At 34.4% G+C, this 16,968-nt stretch carries 16 protein-coding genes; 11 read left to right on the forward strand and 5 right to left on the reverse strand.

The window, feature by feature from the left end:
* Positions 1-214: 214 nt before the first annotated feature.
* Positions 215-709: a hypothetical protein gene (locus RM51_RS04855; RefSeq protein WP_039365708.1), complete on the reverse strand. Its 495-nt coding sequence runs from the start codon at positions 707-709 to the stop codon at positions 215-217.
* Positions 710-1,195: 486 nt separating this feature from the next.
* On the opposite strand from RM51_RS04855, the gene fucP reads away from it, so the two are divergent.
* From fucP to RM51_RS04905, 9 genes are all read left to right on the forward strand, one after another.
* Positions 1,196-2,476, forward strand: coding sequence for an L-fucose:H+ symporter permease (gene fucP, locus RM51_RS04860; protein ID WP_052248403.1), 1,281 nt, complete (start codon positions 1,196-1,198; stop codon positions 2,474-2,476).
* Between the two features lie 137 nt (positions 2,477-2,613).
* The gene (locus tag RM51_RS04865; protein WP_039365710.1) at positions 2,614-4,254 is read left to right on the forward strand and encodes a UxaA family hydrolase; all 1,641 of its coding nucleotides are present in this window, start codon (positions 2,614-2,616) and stop codon (positions 4,252-4,254) included.
* A gap of 141 nt (positions 4,255-4,395) precedes the next feature.
* The gene (locus RM51_RS04870) at positions 4,396-5,160 is read left to right on the forward strand and encodes an SDR family NAD(P)-dependent oxidoreductase (RefSeq protein WP_039365712.1); all 765 of its coding nucleotides are present in this window, start codon (positions 4,396-4,398) and stop codon (positions 5,158-5,160) included.
* A 198-nt stretch (positions 5,161-5,358) separates the two neighbouring features.
* Positions 5,359-6,210: a fumarylacetoacetate hydrolase family protein gene (locus RM51_RS04875; protein WP_039365714.1), complete on the forward strand. Its 852-nt coding sequence runs from the start codon at positions 5,359-5,361 to the stop codon at positions 6,208-6,210.
* The gene (locus RM51_RS04880) at positions 6,207-6,536 is read left to right on the forward strand and encodes an L-rhamnose mutarotase (protein WP_039365716.1); all 330 of its coding nucleotides are present in this window, start codon (positions 6,207-6,209) and stop codon (positions 6,534-6,536) included. The genes RM51_RS04875 and RM51_RS04880 overlap by 4 nt, the downstream gene beginning before the upstream one ends.
* A gap of 27 nt (positions 6,537-6,563) precedes the next feature.
* Positions 6,564-7,388 carry an amidohydrolase family protein gene (locus tag RM51_RS04885; RefSeq protein WP_052248404.1) on the forward strand — a complete coding sequence of 275 codons (825 nt, stop codon included), beginning with the start codon at positions 6,564-6,566 and terminating at the stop codon, positions 7,386-7,388.
* Between the two features lie 408 nt (positions 7,389-7,796).
* On the forward strand, positions 7,797-8,579 hold the full coding sequence (locus tag RM51_RS04895; protein ID WP_039365721.1) for an L-fucose dehydrogenase: 783 nt from the start codon (positions 7,797-7,799) through the stop codon (positions 8,577-8,579).
* 63 nt (positions 8,580-8,642) lie between these two features.
* Complete coding sequence (locus RM51_RS04900) at positions 8,643-8,873, forward strand: hypothetical protein (protein ID WP_039365723.1); 231 nt, start codon at positions 8,643-8,645, stop codon at positions 8,871-8,873.
* Entirely contained in the window at positions 8,863-9,162 is a 300-nt protein-coding gene (locus tag RM51_RS04905) for a type II toxin-antitoxin system RelE/ParE family toxin (protein WP_039365725.1), read from the forward strand. The genes RM51_RS04900 and RM51_RS04905 overlap by 11 nt, the downstream gene beginning before the upstream one ends.
* On the opposite strand, the gene RM51_RS04910 is transcribed toward RM51_RS04905, so the two are convergent.
* The 4 genes from RM51_RS04910 to RM51_RS04925 form a co-directional block, all read right to left on the reverse strand.
* A complete protein-coding gene (locus RM51_RS04910; RefSeq protein WP_039365727.1) occupies positions 9,159-9,686 on the reverse strand; it encodes a hypothetical protein in 528 nt (175 codons plus the stop codon). The two genes, RM51_RS04905 and RM51_RS04910, sit on opposite strands and share 4 nt — an antisense overlap.
* A gap of 107 nt (positions 9,687-9,793) precedes the next feature.
* Positions 9,794-12,976 carry a carbamoyl-phosphate synthase large subunit gene (gene carB / locus RM51_RS04915; RefSeq protein WP_039365729.1) on the reverse strand — a complete coding sequence of 1,061 codons (3,183 nt, stop codon included), beginning with the start codon at positions 12,974-12,976 and terminating at the stop codon, positions 9,794-9,796.
* Between the two features lie 133 nt (positions 12,977-13,109).
* Positions 13,110-14,183, reverse strand: coding sequence for a carbamoyl phosphate synthase small subunit (locus RM51_RS04920; RefSeq protein ID WP_039365731.1), 1,074 nt, complete (start codon positions 14,181-14,183; stop codon positions 13,110-13,112).
* 174 nt (positions 14,184-14,357) lie between these two features.
* On the reverse strand, positions 14,358-15,248 hold the full coding sequence (locus RM51_RS04925) for an aspartate carbamoyltransferase catalytic subunit (RefSeq protein ID WP_039365733.1): 891 nt from the start codon (positions 15,246-15,248) through the stop codon (positions 14,358-14,360).
* Between the two features lie 242 nt (positions 15,249-15,490).
* Between RM51_RS04925 and RM51_RS04930 the strand changes: the two genes are divergently transcribed.
* Both RM51_RS04930 and RM51_RS04935 read left to right on the forward strand, forming a co-directional pair.
* Positions 15,491-15,952: an Lrp/AsnC family transcriptional regulator gene (locus RM51_RS04930; RefSeq protein WP_039365735.1), complete on the forward strand. Its 462-nt coding sequence runs from the start codon at positions 15,491-15,493 to the stop codon at positions 15,950-15,952.
* Position 15,953: 1 nt separating this feature from the next.
* The gene (locus RM51_RS04935) at positions 15,954-16,964 is read left to right on the forward strand and encodes a hypothetical protein (RefSeq protein WP_039365737.1); all 1,011 of its coding nucleotides are present in this window, start codon (positions 15,954-15,956) and stop codon (positions 16,962-16,964) included.
* The last annotated feature ends 4 nt before the right edge of the window (positions 16,965-16,968 follow it).

Raw genomic sequence — 16,968 nt, forward strand, 5'->3', positions numbered from 1 at the left:
ACAACCGAAAAATGGACAAGTATTTTTTCAAGAAGCAAGTATATCTTTGTAAATAATTTTACAAATCAGAAAGTAAATTATTTCGGTACAAGTTTACTGAACTCTTCTACCTAGATGTTTCGTCATTTGGTTTTTATAGGTATAAATTAAATCTTAAAAATAAAAATTGAGCAGTCCTTACTTACCGCTCATCATATTCTTTTATAATCTCAGCTTACATTCCTGCTGTCATCATCGACATATAATAATTGGCACAATGTAAAGAAGTCATCAATAATATTTCTTTTTCGAAAAAAGTATCGAAGGTATCTGAAGTTGTGATTTGATATTCATAATGCATAGTATGCCATTTTAAATCCGGTTTCATCACTAAAAGCTCTATTCCGTTTTGATCAGCAAGTACAAATGATTCTTTGAAAATACCTCGATGTTTAAAAATATATCCGCTTTTAATTTCATTAAAATACGTTTGAATCACAATTTCTCCATTCCAGTTCATTCTGAATTTCAAAAGTATTCTTTCACCTTCTTTAAGCTCAATAGTCGTTCCCCAAAAACCTTTGGGTTCAATCTGATATTTTGAATGTAAAATTTCAAATTCAGCACTGAATCTAAACCAACTTGTATAAGTCAAAGTTCCAATAGACGCTTCGTCTTTTGTTAATTCAAAAACTAAAGAATTGCTTGATTTTACTTTATATTCTGTCATTAGCTTTATTTTGTTGATGGTGAATGTAATTTCAAGATTACTTATTTATTCTTTTCCAACTTCTGTTATAAAGTTTTTTCAATCAAAAACAATATAATTTCTTTCATGGATATAATTTTATATAAGGCTTCACTAAATTATATTAAAATTTACAAATTGAGATCGTTAACAAACAATTTTATTTCAAAAACACATTCTGATAAATTAAAATATTTCTATTTAAAATCATCACTCTCTAAGTAAAATCAAAAAATAAAGTAAAACAAAAACCCAATAACAAATTCTCAATAAATTACAAAAATACTTAAACTATCTTGTACTATCCTGCTCTGTTAATTTTTATTTTGTAAAAATGTTATACTTTTAAAAAATCAGAAAAGCTTTATTTTTTGAAGAAAAACCTGTTAAAGATGCTGCTCAAAAAAATGCAGTACAATTTCATGGCAAACAAATAGCAAAATAGTAATTCATCAATATACCAGATCAATGAATAATACCTATACCGGAAGTTCGATTTCTTCTGTATTCAAAAAGAAAAATTATCTTTTTCCTTTAATTCTTATCACGAGTTTATTTTTCTTTTGGGGATTTATCCACAACCTCGATCCTATTTTGATTAAACATTTACGAAGCGCTTTTCAATTGAGTCATTTTCAGGCTTCATTGGTAGACTCCGCTGTTTTTGCGGCGTACTTTTTACTCGCCATCCCTGCAGGAATCATCATTCAAAAATATGGCTACAAAACAGGAATTTTAACGGGTTTATTCTTTTTTGCAGCGGGATGTTTTTTATTTATTCCGGCTGCCAATACAATTAGTTACCCGTTTTTTCTCGGAGCATTATTCGTTTTGTCCTGTGGTTTGGCAATTTTGGAAACTGCAGCAAATCCTTATATCACGATTTTAGGCGAACCGGAAAAAGCAGCACAAAGATTGAATTTTGCTCAGTCTTTCAATGGTTTAGCAGCTTCTGTTGCTCCTATCATTGGCGGAATTTTTATTTTAGGTGAAGAACCAAAATCTCAGGAAGAACTTTCAACACTTTCTGAAGCAGCAAAAGTAGCCTATATTCAAGCTGAAACCTCACTGGTAAAAGGACCTTACCTAATTTTAGGTTTGATTCTTTTGCTGGTGATGATTTTATTTTTATTCATAAAACTTCCGGAAGTATCCGAAAATAAAGAAAAATCAACCAAGAATTTCCTGCAGGTTTTAGGTGTGGAAAATGTCGGTTGGGGAGTCTTGGCTCAGTTTTTTTACATTGGGGCACAAATTTATATCTTTAGTTTTCTTTTGGTATTTGCGGAAGACGCTATTGATATGGCCGGACAAGAAGCAAAATACTACGCAGGAGTTGCCGGACTTTTATTTATGATTGGACGCTTTGCCGGAACGTTTTTCATGAAATATATTTCGCCACAAAAGCTGCTGGGAATTTATAGTGTAATCAGTATCATTCTAAGCATTTGGATCGTTATAGGATCGGGAATTTCAACGTTGTATGCACTTGTTTTGCTGACATTCTTTATGTCAATCATGTTCCCAACGATTTTTGCTTTAGGAATTGAAGGAGCGGGTTCGGAAACCAAATCAGCATCGAGTTTGTTAATTATGTCGATTGTCGGAGGTGCAATCATCCCTCCAATAGCAAGTAAAATCACAGATATTTCAGGGAATATTCATTTATCTTATATCGTTCCTGTTATCTGTTTTATCATCGTATTTCTGTTTTCACTAAGATTCAGAAATAAAAATTCATCATCATAATTAATGAAAATAAAATCGTTCATGTCTTTGCTGAGCGGAGTGCCTTTGTGAACGAAAAATATGCAGAACAATAGTAAAGAAAATCTTTGCGCACTTTGCGTTAAAAAACAAGGCGCATAAAAAAGGATAAATTAAAAATGAGCAATTTAATTTTAAAAATAAATCAAAGAGACAATGTTTTGGTCGCTTTGCAGGATATCCCCGCAGAAACCGAAATTGTTTTTGAAAGTGTAACATACAAGACTTTAGAAGCTATTCCTGCCAAACATAAATTCTTCATGAACGACATGAAACAAGGTGACGAAATCTTTATGTATGGCGTTTTAGTCGGAAAAGTTCAGTACGATTTGGGAGCAGGAACCCGAATGACAACAGAAAACACAAAACACGCCGCCGAACCTTATTATTACCGTAAAGTCGACTATCAATGGACAAAACCTGATGTCAGTAGATTTCTACATAAAACTTTTAAAGGATACCACCGTTCAAATGGCAATGTAGGAACAGCCAATTACTGGCTTTTTATTCCGACTGTTTTTTGTGAAAACCGCAATCTTGATATCATTAAAGAATCCCTTTACAACGAACTCGGATATGCTGTTGATGCAAAATACAAAAACTACACACATCAACTCGTAGAAGCCATTTCAAAAGGAGAAAATTTGGATGATATTGATTTTTCGCCATCCAATATTCCTTCTAAAGAAAGAATTTTTAAAAATGTGGATGGAATCAAATTTCTCAATCACACAGGCGGTTGTGGCGGTACAAGACAGGATGCCGATACGCTCAGCAGATTGTTGGCCTCTTATGCCGATCATCCCAATGTTGCAGGGGTTACTTTGTTGAGTTTAGGCTGCCAACATCTTCAGATTGATAATTTTAAAAAAGATTTATACAACAGAAATCCTGATTTCGACAAACCTCTACTCGTTTTTGAGCAACAAAAAGCCGAAAGTGAAGAAACCATGCTTAAAAATGCAATTTTCGGAACATTAAAAGGACTTCTTGAAATTAATAAAATTGAACGTGAAGATGCACCCATCAGCAAACTTTGTATAGGCGTAAAATGCGGTGGAAGCGATGGTTTTAGTGGAATTTCAGCGAATCCTGCGGTTGGACATCTTGCAGATATGCTTTCTATTTTGGGAGCTAAAGTTCTACTCGCAGAATTCCCAGAATTATGTGGCGTTGAGCAGGAATTAATCGACCGTTCTGTAGACAAAGAAACTGCCGAAAAATTCATTAAATTGATGACGGAATACGATGAATTGGCTCATGCAGTCGGTTCAGGCTTTTATATGAATCCATCACCGGGAAATATAAAAGATGGCTTGATTACCGATGCCATAAAATCTGCCGGAGCAGCTAAAAAAGGAGGCTCATCTCCTGTTGTTGATGTTTTGGATTACACAGAACCTGCAACCAAACCAGGATTGAGCTTAGTTTGCACACCAGGAAATGATGTGGAAGCAACCACAGGAAAAGCAGCTTCCGGAGCAACTTTAATTTTATTTACCACAGGCCTAGGAACTCCGACAGGAAATCCGGTTTGTCCGGTTATCAAAGTAGCAACCAACACCGCTCTGGCAACAAAAATGTCGGATATTATTGATATTGATACAGGTGCGGTTGTTCGTGGTGAAAAAACGATTCAGGAAATGGGTGAAGATATTTTGGATTTCTGCATTGAAGTCGCCAGTGGAAATATTATTCCTAAAGCTGTAGCATTGAATCAGGATGATTTTATTCCGTGGAAAAGAGGGGTAAGTCTTTGATGGAAGAGACAAGTTAAAAGTAAAAAGAGCCAAGTTTAAAGATGCGGACAAAATTCCCCTCCTTTGGAGGGGTGGCAAAAAATCTTTGATTTTTTGACGGGGTGGTTTATGACAGTATCAATAAAATAATAATAAAAAAAAATGTTTTCATTAAAAAATAAAAAAGCAGTCGTAACAGGCGGAGGAAGCGGAATCGGACAAGCCATTGCCGTTCAACTTGCAACCAATGGTGCGGAAGTTCATATTCTCGAAATCACAGAACAGAACGGACAGGAAACTTTAGAGAAAATACAATCTGTAGGCGGAAATGCAAAAGTGTATGCCTGTGATGTTTCAAAACAGAAAGATGTTTTAGCTGTTTTTGAGCAAATTGGAGCGATCAATATTTTGATTAATAACGCCGGAATTGCACACATTGGAAAAGCGGATACGACTTCAGAAGAAGATTTCGACAAATTGTATAATGTCAATATTAAAGGTGTTTACAATTGTCTGTTTGCCGGAATTCCACAAATTAGAAAATCAAATGGAGGTGTAATTATCAATATGGCTTCGATTGCGGCATTGGTCGGAATTCCTGATCGATTTGCGTACAGTACAGCAAAAGGTGCGGTGAAAGCAATGACGATGAGCGTTGCCAAAGATTATATCAATGAAAATATTCGTTGTAATTCAATTTCTCCGGCAAGAGTTCACACGCCTTTCGTGGATGGATTTTTACAGAAAAATTACCCTGGTAATATTGATGAAATGTTTGAAAAATTATCGAAAACTCAGCCAATTGGAAGAATGGCGCAACCGGAGGAAGTGGCATCTTTAGCATTGTACTTATGCAGTGATGAAGCGTCATTCATTACGGGCGTAGACTATCCAATTGATGGTGGTTTTACAACTTTGAACAATTAACTTTTGTAAATTAATACAAAAGTTGAAACGGAGCTAAACTACCCTAGCCCCGATAGAAACGACATCCTTTTTTGTTATTGCGAGGGCTGAAAAAGTTCAACAGATTGCCTCACTTTGTTCGCAATAACAAAAAAGATATAGTGGATAGCGGGATTAAGCTCCTAAAAATAAATTTAATAGAAATAATAAGATTAAAATATGAAATTAATAAAATTCGGAAAACCAGGACAGGAAAAACCGGGAGTCATTATCGGCGAAAAAAGATACGATGTTTCTCATTTGGTAAAAGATTACGATGAAAACTTTTTTTCCGGTGATGCTTTAGAAAGATTAAAATCTGAAATACATACACATAATTTACCCGAAATTTCGGCTGACGAAAGATTGGGATCACCTTTGGCAAGACCTTCAAAAATCATTTGTGTAGGTTTAAATTATAAAGATCATGCTGCTGAAACCAACGCTCCGATTCCTCAGGAACCGATCTTATTTTTCAAGGCGACTTCGGCAATTGTTGGGCCGAATGATGATTTAATTATTCCGAAAAACAGCACAAAAACCGACTGGGAAGTTGAATTGGCTGTTGTGATTGGGAAAAAAGCAAGTTATGTTTCCGAAGAAAATGCACTTGAGCACGTTGCAGGATATGTTTTGCACAACGATTATAGTGAAAGAGCCTTTCAAATCGAAAGAAACGGACAATGGGTAAAAGGAAAAAGCTGTGATACGTTTGCGCCAATCGGACCTTTTATTGCAACGCCTGATGAAATTGAAAATGTTCATAATTTGCGTCTTTGGCTGAAAGTTAATGGACAAATTTTACAGGATGGAAACACTTCAAATTTGATTTTCAATATCCCTTTTGTGGTGAGCTATATCAGTCAGTTTATGACTTTGCTCCCGGGTGATGTAATCACGACAGGGACGCCTGCTGGTGTTGGTTTGGGACAAAAACCTGAACCGTGGTATTTGAAAGCTGGAGATGTAGTTGAATTGGGAATTGATGGTTTGGGAAGCAGTACACAGCACGTAAAAGCGTACGACGAATGAAAAAATTCTGTCTCGCTCTCGACTTGGTAGACGATGAAAAACTGATAGCGGAATACGAAAAATATCATCAAAATATCTGGCCGGAAATCAAGCAGAGTATTTTGAATTCGGGAATTTTGAATATGGAAATTTATCGTATTCAAAATAGATTATTCATGATTGTTGAGGCAGATGATAATTTCTCTTTTGAAGCTAAGAATGAAGCGGATAAAAACAGGCCGAAAGTTCAGGAATGGGAAGAATTGATGTGGAAATTTCAACAACAATTACCCAATTCGAAGCCAGGAGAAAAATGGAAACTGATGACTCAAATATTTTCACTGTAAATCCAATTTTAGTAAAAATAATAGTTTATGATTATTGATTCTCACGTGCATTTTTGGAAATTTGATCCGATTCGTGATGCTTGGATTACGGATGAAATGACTGCAATTCGACGAGATTTTTTGCCACAAGATTTTTCGTTTTATTTAAATGAAAATCAGGTTGAAGGTTGTATTGCAGTTCAGGCAGATCAAAGTGATGAGGAAACTACTTTTTTGCTGAATTTGGCTAAAGAAAATACTTTTATTAAAGGCATTGTAGGCTGGGTTGATTTGGCTTCCGAAAAATTAGAGGAATCGCTTCAAAAGTATCAATCTGAAAAGTTAATTAAAGGTTTCAGACATATTGCTGAAGGTGAAGAAACGGGATTTTTGTTGCAGGAAAAAGTACTCAACGGAATCAAAAAACTTCATCAATTTAATTATACTTTTGATATTTTGTTGAGGCAGCATCAACTTTTGGATGCAGTGAAACTTTCAGAAAAATTACCAGATCAGCCTTTCATTTTAGATCATTGCGGAAAACCGGATTTGAAAACAAATGATTTGAAAGACTGGAAATCGAATATTTCAGAATTGGCTAAAAATCCGAATATGTATTGTAAAATTTCGGGGCTTTTGACGCAAGGAAGCTGGAATTTGATTGATGAAAAATCAATTTTTGAAACTTTAGATTTTGTTTTTTCTCAGTTTGGGATTGGGCGTTTACTTTTCGGGAGCGATTGGCCTGTGATGCTATTGGGTGGAAATTATGCTTTATGGCTGGAACTGGTTTCAAAATATGTCAATCAGTTTTCAAAGGAAGAACAAAAACTTTTTTTCTTTGGAAATGCGGTGAAATTTTACAAATTGTAGTTGGTATTTTTTAACATTAAGAAAATTAATATTTTAAGAATTACTGCTTAATTCATCTTAAGCAAAATCAATTTATTGATTCTTAAAAGTAATTATAAATAATCTCTTAATTAGGCTTTATTTCTAAACTTTCTTAATGGTAAAAAAGAATAAACTCTGTTTATTTTAATTAAGAACTTTAAGAATTAAAACTTATAATTAACCACAAAAGTCACAAAAGATTTTGACATATGAGTCACATTAAATTTAAGTTAAAAAACTTTGAGAATATTTAGAACACATAAGTTAAAAAAATCAAAGATTTTTATTGTGAGAATATCATGACTAGAACATTTACGCTTTTGCGAGCGGAAAATATGCAAAACAATATAAAAAAACTTTGCGCTCTTTGCGTTTAAAAACAAAAACATGAATTTAAATTTAGATAATAAAATAATCATCGTAAGTGGTGGTGCAAAAGGTATCGGAAACGGTATTGCTAAAATTTTAGCCGAAGAAAAAGCATTCCCAATCATCATTGGGAGAAACGAAGAAGACAATAAAAAAGCAGTTCATGAAATCATTAATAATGGTGGAAGGGCGGATTTTGTGACTGCCGGACTTTCTCAACCCGAAGAATGTAAAAAGGCAATTGATGAAGTCGTAAAAAAATATGGGAAAGTTAATGGAATCGTCAATAATGCAGGAGTCAATGACGGAGTTGGTTTGGAAAACGGTTCGTATGAAGGATTTATGGCATCTTATCACAAGAATGTTGTGCATTATTATCTTTTGGTGCATCATGCACTTCCCTACTTGAAAGAAAGCAAAGGTTCGATTGTAAATATCGGAAGTAAAACTGCCGAAACCGGACAAGGCGGAACTTCAGGTTATGCCGCGGCAAACGGTGCAAGAAACGCTTTAACAAGAGAATGGGCGGTGGAACTTTTACCTTACAATATTCGTGTGAATGCTGTGATTGTTGCAGAAGCTTGGACTCCCCTTTATCAATCTTGGATTTCTACTTTTGAAAATCCGGAAGAAAAACTGAAAACGATTACCTCAAAAATTCCTTTGGAAAAACGAATGACGACTTCGGAAGAAATTGCGAATATGGTTGCGTTTTTATTATCGGAAAAATCTTCACATACAACGGGACAATTGATTCATGTGGATGGTGGTTATGTGCATTTGGATAGGAGTTTGGGGTAATATAAATCATTTTAATTTTACTTAAGTCAAAAGATATTTATAAATTTGTTTAAAACGAAAAAGATGGAATCTGCTACACTAAAAAACATCAACAAAATTCTTAAAGACGCTCCAGAAAATATTTTGGAGAGAATCTTAGGTTATATTGAGGGGATTTTAGAAGAGGAAAATACTGATTTTAAACTTTCTGAAGAACAAAAAGAAAGTCTTCGTCAAATAAAAAAAAGATCCTACAAACAACACACAGAAATTGATGCTTTTCTTAACGAAATGAGTTCAAAATATGGCATTTAAGATTATCATTTCTGATGAAGCAAAAGCAGATGTTGAATACTCCTATCTTTACTATAAAACTAAAGTCACTAAAAAAGTAGCCGATAATTTTTTCAAAGATTTTAAATCTAATTTAAATACCATTTCTAAGAACCCATATTTTAAAATTTGGTTTGAAGATTTTCATGGAAAGTTAATGAAAAAGTACCCCTTTCTGATATTTTATACAATTAATAAAGATGCTAAAATCATTGTTATAGCAAGGGTATTTCATACTTCTCAAAATCCTAAAAAGTATGATACTATTTAATAGTAAAAATCAGGGATTATAGTTCTAATTTCATTTGAAACATCCTCTATTATTTTAACACAGTTCAAAACAAACTTATCATCGACTTCAATTAAAGTTGCAACTTCTGAAACATCACCTTCGTTGAAAAAATCTTCATTTGGTAATTTAATTCTAAAAGGTAATGAACTATATTTATTAACTAATAAATCATAACTTCTTCCTTTTCCGTGTTTAAGTACATTTATTGCACAGTTGAAATCTACAAATAAGTCATAAAGATCATTTTTACCTAAATTAATGAGAATCTTTTTTGCTTCTTCAAAGCCATTTTGGCATTGTAATCCCTCTTGAAGCATGGATTCAAATAAAGAAAAGATTCCAATTGAGATAATTACTTTATTTACTTGTATCATTTGAAGATTTTTTACAGCAACGGTTGATCCATTTGTTTGTAAATCTTCAATTATTTTAGATTCTGCATGTTTCATCATTTCTAATGAAAAATTGGCACTCTTGAATGCTAAATCTTTAAAACTATGCATATATTTATTTTGAAAAAAATACAAAATTTAATTTATTCTTTATTTACATAAACCTACAAAAAACCTCGCAAGAAAACTTACGAGGTTTAAATATTTTAATCCGAAAACTACATCGTTTCCATCTTAAAACTCATGCTTTCAATCACTTTCAGGATCGCTTCAACCGTATCCATTGATGTTAAACAAGGAACACCGTTTTCAACACTCATTCTTCTGATCTGGAAACCGTCTCTTTCAGCCTGTTTTCCTTTGGTAGTCGTGTTGACAACGTACTGAACTTTTCCTTTCTGGATCAAGTCGATCAGATTTACATCTTCCTCTCCTATTTTGTATCCTATTTTGCAAGGAATTCCTTTTTCTTCGAAGAATTTTGCAGTTCCTTCTGTAGCCCAGATTCTGAAACCAACTTCATGGAATCTTGATGCTAAATCAGCTGCTTCCTGCTTGTGTTTATCTGCTACTGTGAACAAGATCGATCCGTGCATCGGAACTTTTCTTCCTGCTGCAACCAATCCTTTGTAAAGTGCTTTTTCTAGCGTTGTGTCTTTACCCATAACCTCTCCTGTAGACTTCATTTCTGGGCCTAAAGAGATGTCAACTTTCGTTAATTTAGAGAAAGAGAACACAGGAACTTTTACGAAAACACCTTCTTTATTTGGAACCAATCCGTTTTTGTATCCTAAATCTGTCAGTTTTTGACCTAAAATTGCTTTTGTAGCCAAATTTGCCATTGGAACATCCGTGATTTTAGACAAGAAAGGAACTGTTCTCGATGAACGTGGATTTACCTCGATTACATATACATTTCCTTCGAAAAGTACATATTGAATATTCATTAATCCAATCACATTCAATCCTTTAGCTAATCTTTGAGTATAATCTACCAAAGTCTCAACTTCACTTTGTGAAATATTCTGTGGAGGATACACTGCAATTGAGTCTCCGGAGTGAACTCCCGCTCTTTCGATGTGCTCCATAATTCCAGGAATGATTACCGTTTCACCGTCGCAGATCGCATCAACTTCTATTTCTTTTCCAACCATGTATCTGTCGACCAAAACCGGATGTTCCGGACTTGCATCTACTGCAAATTCCATATAGTGAGCCAATTCGCTTTCTGAGTATACAATTTCCATTGCTCTACCTCCCAAAACATAACTTGGGCGAACCAATACAGGATAACCGATTTCGTTAGCGATTTTTATGGCTTCTTCTTTCGAAGTTGAAGTTTTTCCTAAAGGCTGAGGAATTCCCATTTCCTGAAGGGCTTTTTCAAACTTATCTCTGTTTTCAGCTCTGTCTAGATCTTCCAAAGAAGTTCCTAAAATCTGAACTCCGTGAGAAGCTAATTTATCTGCCAAATTGATTGCAGTCTGTCCTCCGAACTGTACTACAACACCTTTTGGTTTTTCCAATTCGATGATGTTCATCACATCTTCTTCTGTTAGAGGCTCGAAGTATAATTTATCTGAAATTGAGAAGTCTGTAGAAACTGTTTCAGGGTTGTTGTTGATGATAATCGCTTCGTACCCCATCTCTTTGATTGCCCAAACTGAGTGAACTGTTGCGTAATCAAACTCAACTCCCTGTCCGATTCTGATTGGTCCAGAACCTAGAACGATGATTTTTTCTTTATCAGAAGCAACACTTTCGTTTTCTTCTTCATACGTTCCGTAGAAATAAGGGGTTTCAGATTCGAATTCAGCAGCACAAGTATCTACCATTTTGTATACCGGCATTACTCCATTTTCTTTTCTGAAATTGAAAACTTCACGCTCAGTCACATCCCAAAGAACTGCGATGTTTACATCTGCGAAACCTAGTTTTTTAGCTTCTAAAACAATTTCTTTGTTAAATTTGTTTTCAGCGATAACTTTTTCGAAGTCAATTAATTTCTTGATTTTCCAGATGAAGAATTTATCGATTTTGCTCCACTCTACGATTTGTTCCCAGTCGTACCCTCTTCTTAAAGCATCTCCAATGATGAACAATCTTTCGTCATCACAAACTCTGATTCTTCTTTCGATTTCTTCTGCCGTTAAAGCTGCAGCCTGCTTAGTTTTTAAACCGATATGTTTAATCCCAGTTTCAAGAGAACGGATTGCTTTTTGTAAAGACTCTTCAAAATTTCTTCCAATCGCCATTACTTCACCCGTTGCTTTCATCTGAGTTGATAATCTTCTGTCCGCTGTTTCGAACTTATCGAATGGGAATCTTGGGAATTTAGTTACCACATAGTCCAAAGCTGGTTCGAAACAAGCGTAAGTCTTTCCAGTAACTGGGTTCATGATTTCATCAAGTGTTAATCCTACCGCAATTTTAGCAGCGATTTTAGCAATCGGATATCCTGTTGCTTTTGATGCTAAAGCTGATGAACGGGAAACTCTTGGGTTTACCTCGATGATATAATAGTTGAATGAGTGTGGATCTAACGCTAACTGTACGTTACATCCCCCTTCGATTCCTAATGCTCTGATGATTTTTAATGAAGCGTTTCTCAATAACTGATACTCTCTGTCTGAAAGCGTTTGAGAAGGCGCAACAACGATTGAATCTCCTGTGTGAACTCCAACCGGATCGATATTTTCCATGTTACAAACCACAATCGCGTTGTCGTTTGCATCACGCATTACTTCGTATTCAATTTCTTTGAAACCTGCAATTGATCTTTCGATCAAACATTGCGTAACAGGACTATGTTTTAGTCCTAATTCAGCAATTTCTTTCAATTCAGCCTCTGTGGAAGCAATTCCACCACCTGTTCCTCCCATTGTGAAGGCAGGACGAACAATTACAGGATACCCGATTTCGTTAGCAAAATTTAATGCTCCTTCAACGGTATTTACGATATCTGATTCTGGAACTGGCTCGTTTAATTCTCTCATCAGTTCACGGAACAAATCTCTGTCTTCCGCTCTGTTGATTGCTGAAAGTTTTGTTCCCAATACTTCAACTTTACATTCTTCAAGAATTCCTGATTTTTCCAATTCTACTGCCATATTCAGGCCAGTCTGTCCTCCCAAAGTTGGTAAAAGCGCATCCGGACGCTCTTTTCTGATAATATGACTTACAAACTGTAATGAAATCGGCTCGATGTATACTTTATCTGCGATTTCAACATCCGTCATAATCGTTGCAGGATTTGAGTTGATCAAAATTACCTTGTAGCCTTCTTCTCTCAAAGACAAACAAGCCTGCGTTCCTGCGTAATCAAATTCCGCCGCCTGACCAATGATGATAGGTCCTGAACCGATTACTAAAATTGTTTTTATATCTGTACGTTTTGCCATTTCTAAGTTAGATGTTAGATGCTAGAAGTTTAAATGTTGACTTTTAGCACTGTTTTTATTTAGATTTAATTTTTACACATTGTCATTCTTAATTTCTGAGATTCTTCTTTCGTCAGAATGACAATTACATGTCTTACTTTTTGAAGTTTTCCATTAATTCAATGAACTCATCAAATAAGTAGTTTGCATCTTCTGGACCTGGACTTGCTTCCGGGTGATACTGAACTGAGAAACAAGGGTGAATTTTGTGTTTCAAACCTTCGTTTGTTCTGTCGTTCAATGCGATGTGCGTTTCAATTAAATCTGTTCCCTTTAAACTCTCTTGGTCAACTGCATAACCGTGGTTTTGAGAAGTAATTGCCACTTTATTTTTCTCTAAATCCAACACCGGATGGTTTCCTCCTCTGTGTCCGAATTTTAATTTGAAAGTTTTAGCTCCACAAGCCAAACCGATCAATTGGTGTCCTAAACAGATTCCGAAAATTGGAACTTTTCCTAGAATTCCTCTGATCATTTCCAGCGCGTGTTGGTTATCTTCAGGATCTCCAGGACCGTTTGACAACATGACTCCGTCCGGATTCATCAACAAAATTTCTTCTGCCGTTACATCCTGAGAAACTACCGTAATATCACAGTTTCTCTGAGACAATTCTCTGATAATTCCCAACTTAGAACCAAAGTCTACCAATACTACTTTCAAACCTCTTCCCGGATTTGCATAAGGAGTTTTTGTAGAAACCTGCTCCACCTGATTGGTAGGAAAGTTTGTTGATTTTAATTCTGCAACTACTGTACTTTCGTCAGCATCAGCGTTTACAATTTTCCCTTTCACCACTCCGTAGTTACGAAGAATTCTTGTCAGTCTTCTTGTATCGATTCCTGAAATTCCTGAAAGGTTTTTCCTTTTAAATAATTCATCTAAAGTAATCTGAGTACGGAAATTTGAAGGCAAATCACAAAGCTCTTTTACAATAAGACCTTTGATAGCCGGCTCAATACTCTCATAATCATCTCTATTAATCCCATAGTTCCCGATTAATGGATAGGTCATACACACAATCTGACCGCAATAAGACGGGTCAGAAATCAGTTCTTGATACCCTGTCATTCCGGTATTGAAAACTACTTCTCCTGCAGTTTCCAATTCTGTTCCGAAACCTTCTCCATGAAACACTTCACCGGACTCCAGTATTAACTTTTTCTTCATTTTTTTATTTAGATTTTCTTTTACTTTCTATTTTATTCTTTTAATCATCCTTACTATTGATGATCTTTCTTTTTGAACCACCCCGTCAAAAATTCTTTGAATTTTTGCCACCCCTCCAGAGGAGGGGAATTTTGTGGGCACTTTACTTTTAACTTGGCTCTTTTTACTTTTCTCTTACTTAAAAGTATACCCTTCTTTCTCTAAGGCCTCTTTCAAGATTGCCATTCTTGCGAAAACACCGTTCTGCATTTGCTTGAATACTCTTGAACGTTCACATTCAACTAAGTCTGTATCAATTTCAACTCCTCTGTTGATAGGAGCTGGGTGCATGATGATCGCTTCTTTTTTCATTGCTTTTTCTCTTTCTTTCGTCAAACCATATTTCCTGTGGTAATCTGAAGCTGAGAAACTCATTTTTGCATCGTGTCTTTCGTGTTGGATTCTTAGCAACATTAACACATCAACTTCTGCAATTAATTCATCAACACTTAAATAGGTTCCGTTGATTAATGCTCCTTCATCAAACCAGTCTTCAGGTCCTGAGAAATATACTTTTGCACCTAATCTTCTTAATGCTTCTGCATTTGAATTGGCAACTCGGCTGTGTTTTACATCTCCTACAATTCCTACTTTTAAGCCTTCAAATTTTCCGAATTCCTGATAAATCGTCATCAAATCTAGCATACATTGAGAAGGATGGTTTCCCGTTCCGTCTCCTCCGTTGATTACAGGAATTTTAATCTGCTCCAATTCATCAAAATATCTGTCTTTTTTATCTCTGATTACAACAAGATTCACTCCAAGACTTTCAAGCGTTCTTACCGTATCGTAAAGGCTTTCACCTTTGTTTACCGAACTGTGAGAAGCGTCAAAAGGAACTACCTGTAATCCTAATTTTCTCTCGGCAATATCAAAACTTGTTTTCGTTCTTGTACTGTCTTCAAAGAAAAGATTTGAGCAAAAAACTTCCCCTTCAATTTTAGCAGTTTTCCCATTCGCAAAAGCCAAGGCTTCTGTTACTATACTGTTGATTCTCTCGGTGCTTAGTTCTGTAATTGTAAACATAATATCTTAATTTTTTACAAAAAAAAAGCGAAGAAAATATCTTCGCTTACTATAAATAAATATCGTAAAGGGCGTCTACGCCCGGTAATTCTAATGATATAAATACTGTGTTATTCATTAGGTGCAAAGATACAACAATTTTACAAACTGACAAAACTAAAGTTTGATTTAGATTAAAAAATCTTAATCTCTCGTTATTTTCATTTTTAAATATTATTTTTGTTACAACTCAACATTATTATATGGATTTAAAAGACAGAATGATTCTCAGCATAATTCAGGAAGACTCCACTTTATCTGTAAAAGAAATTTCAGAAAAGATTGGTCTTACCTTTACTCCAACCTATGAAAGAATCAAGCAATTGGAGAAAAACGGAATTATTGAGAAATATGTAGGTCTTTTAAACCGTGAAAAACTGGGTCTGAATATCGTTGTTTATTGCAATGTCCGCCTAAAAGAGCAATCTCAGAAAGTTTTGGAAACATTTGAGAAAAACATTGGTAAACACGATGAAGTTCAAGAAATCATTAGTCTTTCCGGCGAATACGACTATATGTTGAAGATCATTGCAAAGGATATTAATTCTTATAATGAATTCGCCGTAAATGTGATTTCAAACATTCCTAATATCGGACAATACCACAGTTCTATCGTGCTTCACGAAGTAAAAAAATCTACTAAGTTTAAGATTGATTTGGATTAAAATGAAATTTTGTATTTGGGTAATTTTACTTATTACTTTGCTTACATCCTGTCGTGAAGATAGATGGTCAAGTAAAACAGAAAACAGGTTTCTTCTTGGGCACATAATTGATACTACACAATATAAAACTATTGAAGAACTATATTTAAGTAGAAAAGTCAATAAAATAATAACTTCTGATAGTATAAATAATCAAGGTTATTTTCACTTTTATTCTCCGTTAATATATGATAACAAATATGTTTATATTGAAAAAAAATATCATCCAAACAAAGACAAGAACATAATCTTAAAATTAGACCATAACGGAGCTTTAGTCGATTCAATAATAATAAATAAGTACTCAACAATAATTAATAATTTTATTATTGAAAAAGACTCATATATAAGCTGGTTTATTGATAACAACAAAGAAATCAAACAACTTGAAAATATTACTTATTTTTCTAAATCGGACACAACAAAATTAAAAAGATTAATTAAATCACTTAAAAATAACAACATCGCATTCTATTCAGAAGTAAAAAATTCTTCTAATAGTAATATTGACACTTGCAATTTTATCATTTCTTTTAAAAATAATAAGCTCCAAAAATTCAATTATTCCAAAAATATTCATTCTCAATCTTTATTAGAAATTATTGGCGACAATAATATATCCTACGATTTTTCTGAAAAATATAAAGAACTTTCTTTAGCTACAACTAATTTTTATAACGTAGACAATTTTTTTGCCAATACCCACAAAACCTTTATTCCCGGAAATAAACCCGACTTCAATCTATATATAAATGGCGGAGGAATGGATCCTTGCAATCTCTTTTATGGCACTTATTTCATTACACTTCAATCGGGAATAAAATTAAAAAATATGAATCAATCTATGTGTGACGATAAGAAGCCTCAAGAATTCTCAGACTACAGAAGTTATATGGACAAATCGCTAAACTTTATCATGATAAGTGATGTTGACCCCCACCTAAATTCAGTTTTATATATATTAAAAAAATAAAAAT

Source organism: Chryseobacterium taiwanense, from assembly GCF_000813825.1.
Classification (GTDB): Bacteria; Bacteroidota; Bacteroidia; order Flavobacteriales; family Weeksellaceae; genus Chryseobacterium; species Chryseobacterium taiwanense.

Excerpts from the sequence above, each read along its gene's own strand:
- RM51_RS04855 (WP_039365708.1), bottom strand. The coding sequence starts at position 709 with ATGACAGAATATAAAGTAAAATCAAGCAATTCTTTAGTTTTTGAATTA.
- fucP (WP_052248403.1), top strand. The coding sequence starts at position 1,196 with ATGAATAATACCTATACCGGAAGTTCGATTTCTTCTGTATTCAAAAAG.
- RM51_RS04865 (WP_039365710.1), top strand. The coding sequence starts at position 2,614 with ATGAGCAATTTAATTTTAAAAATAAATCAAAGAGACAATGTTTTGGTC.
- RM51_RS04870 (WP_039365712.1), top strand. The coding sequence starts at position 4,396 with ATGTTTTCATTAAAAAATAAAAAAGCAGTCGTAACAGGCGGAGGAAGC.
- RM51_RS04875 (WP_039365714.1), top strand. The coding sequence starts at position 5,359 with ATGAAATTAATAAAATTCGGAAAACCAGGACAGGAAAAACCGGGAGTC.
- RM51_RS04880 (WP_039365716.1), top strand. The coding sequence starts at position 6,207 with ATGAAAAAATTCTGTCTCGCTCTCGACTTGGTAGACGATGAAAAACTG.
- RM51_RS04885 (WP_052248404.1), top strand. The coding sequence starts at position 6,564 with ATGATTATTGATTCTCACGTGCATTTTTGGAAATTTGATCCGATTCGT.
- RM51_RS04895 (WP_039365721.1), top strand. The coding sequence starts at position 7,797 with ATGAATTTAAATTTAGATAATAAAATAATCATCGTAAGTGGTGGTGCA.
- RM51_RS04900 (WP_039365723.1), top strand. The coding sequence starts at position 8,643 with ATGGAATCTGCTACACTAAAAAACATCAACAAAATTCTTAAAGACGCT.
- RM51_RS04905 (WP_039365725.1), top strand. The coding sequence starts at position 8,863 with ATGGCATTTAAGATTATCATTTCTGATGAAGCAAAAGCAGATGTTGAA.
- RM51_RS04910 (WP_039365727.1), bottom strand. The coding sequence starts at position 9,686 with ATGCATAGTTTTAAAGATTTAGCATTCAAGAGTGCCAATTTTTCATTA.
- carB (WP_039365729.1), bottom strand. The coding sequence starts at position 12,976 with ATGGCAAAACGTACAGATATAAAAACAATTTTAGTAATCGGTTCAGGA.
- RM51_RS04920 (WP_039365731.1), bottom strand. The coding sequence starts at position 14,183 with ATGAAGAAAAAGTTAATACTGGAGTCCGGTGAAGTGTTTCATGGAGAA.
- RM51_RS04925 (WP_039365733.1), bottom strand. The coding sequence starts at position 15,248 with ATGTTTACAATTACAGAACTAAGCACCGAGAGAATCAACAGTATAGTA.
- RM51_RS04930 (WP_039365735.1), top strand. The coding sequence starts at position 15,491 with ATGGATTTAAAAGACAGAATGATTCTCAGCATAATTCAGGAAGACTCC.
- RM51_RS04935 (WP_039365737.1), top strand. The coding sequence starts at position 15,954 with ATGAAATTTTGTATTTGGGTAATTTTACTTATTACTTTGCTTACATCC.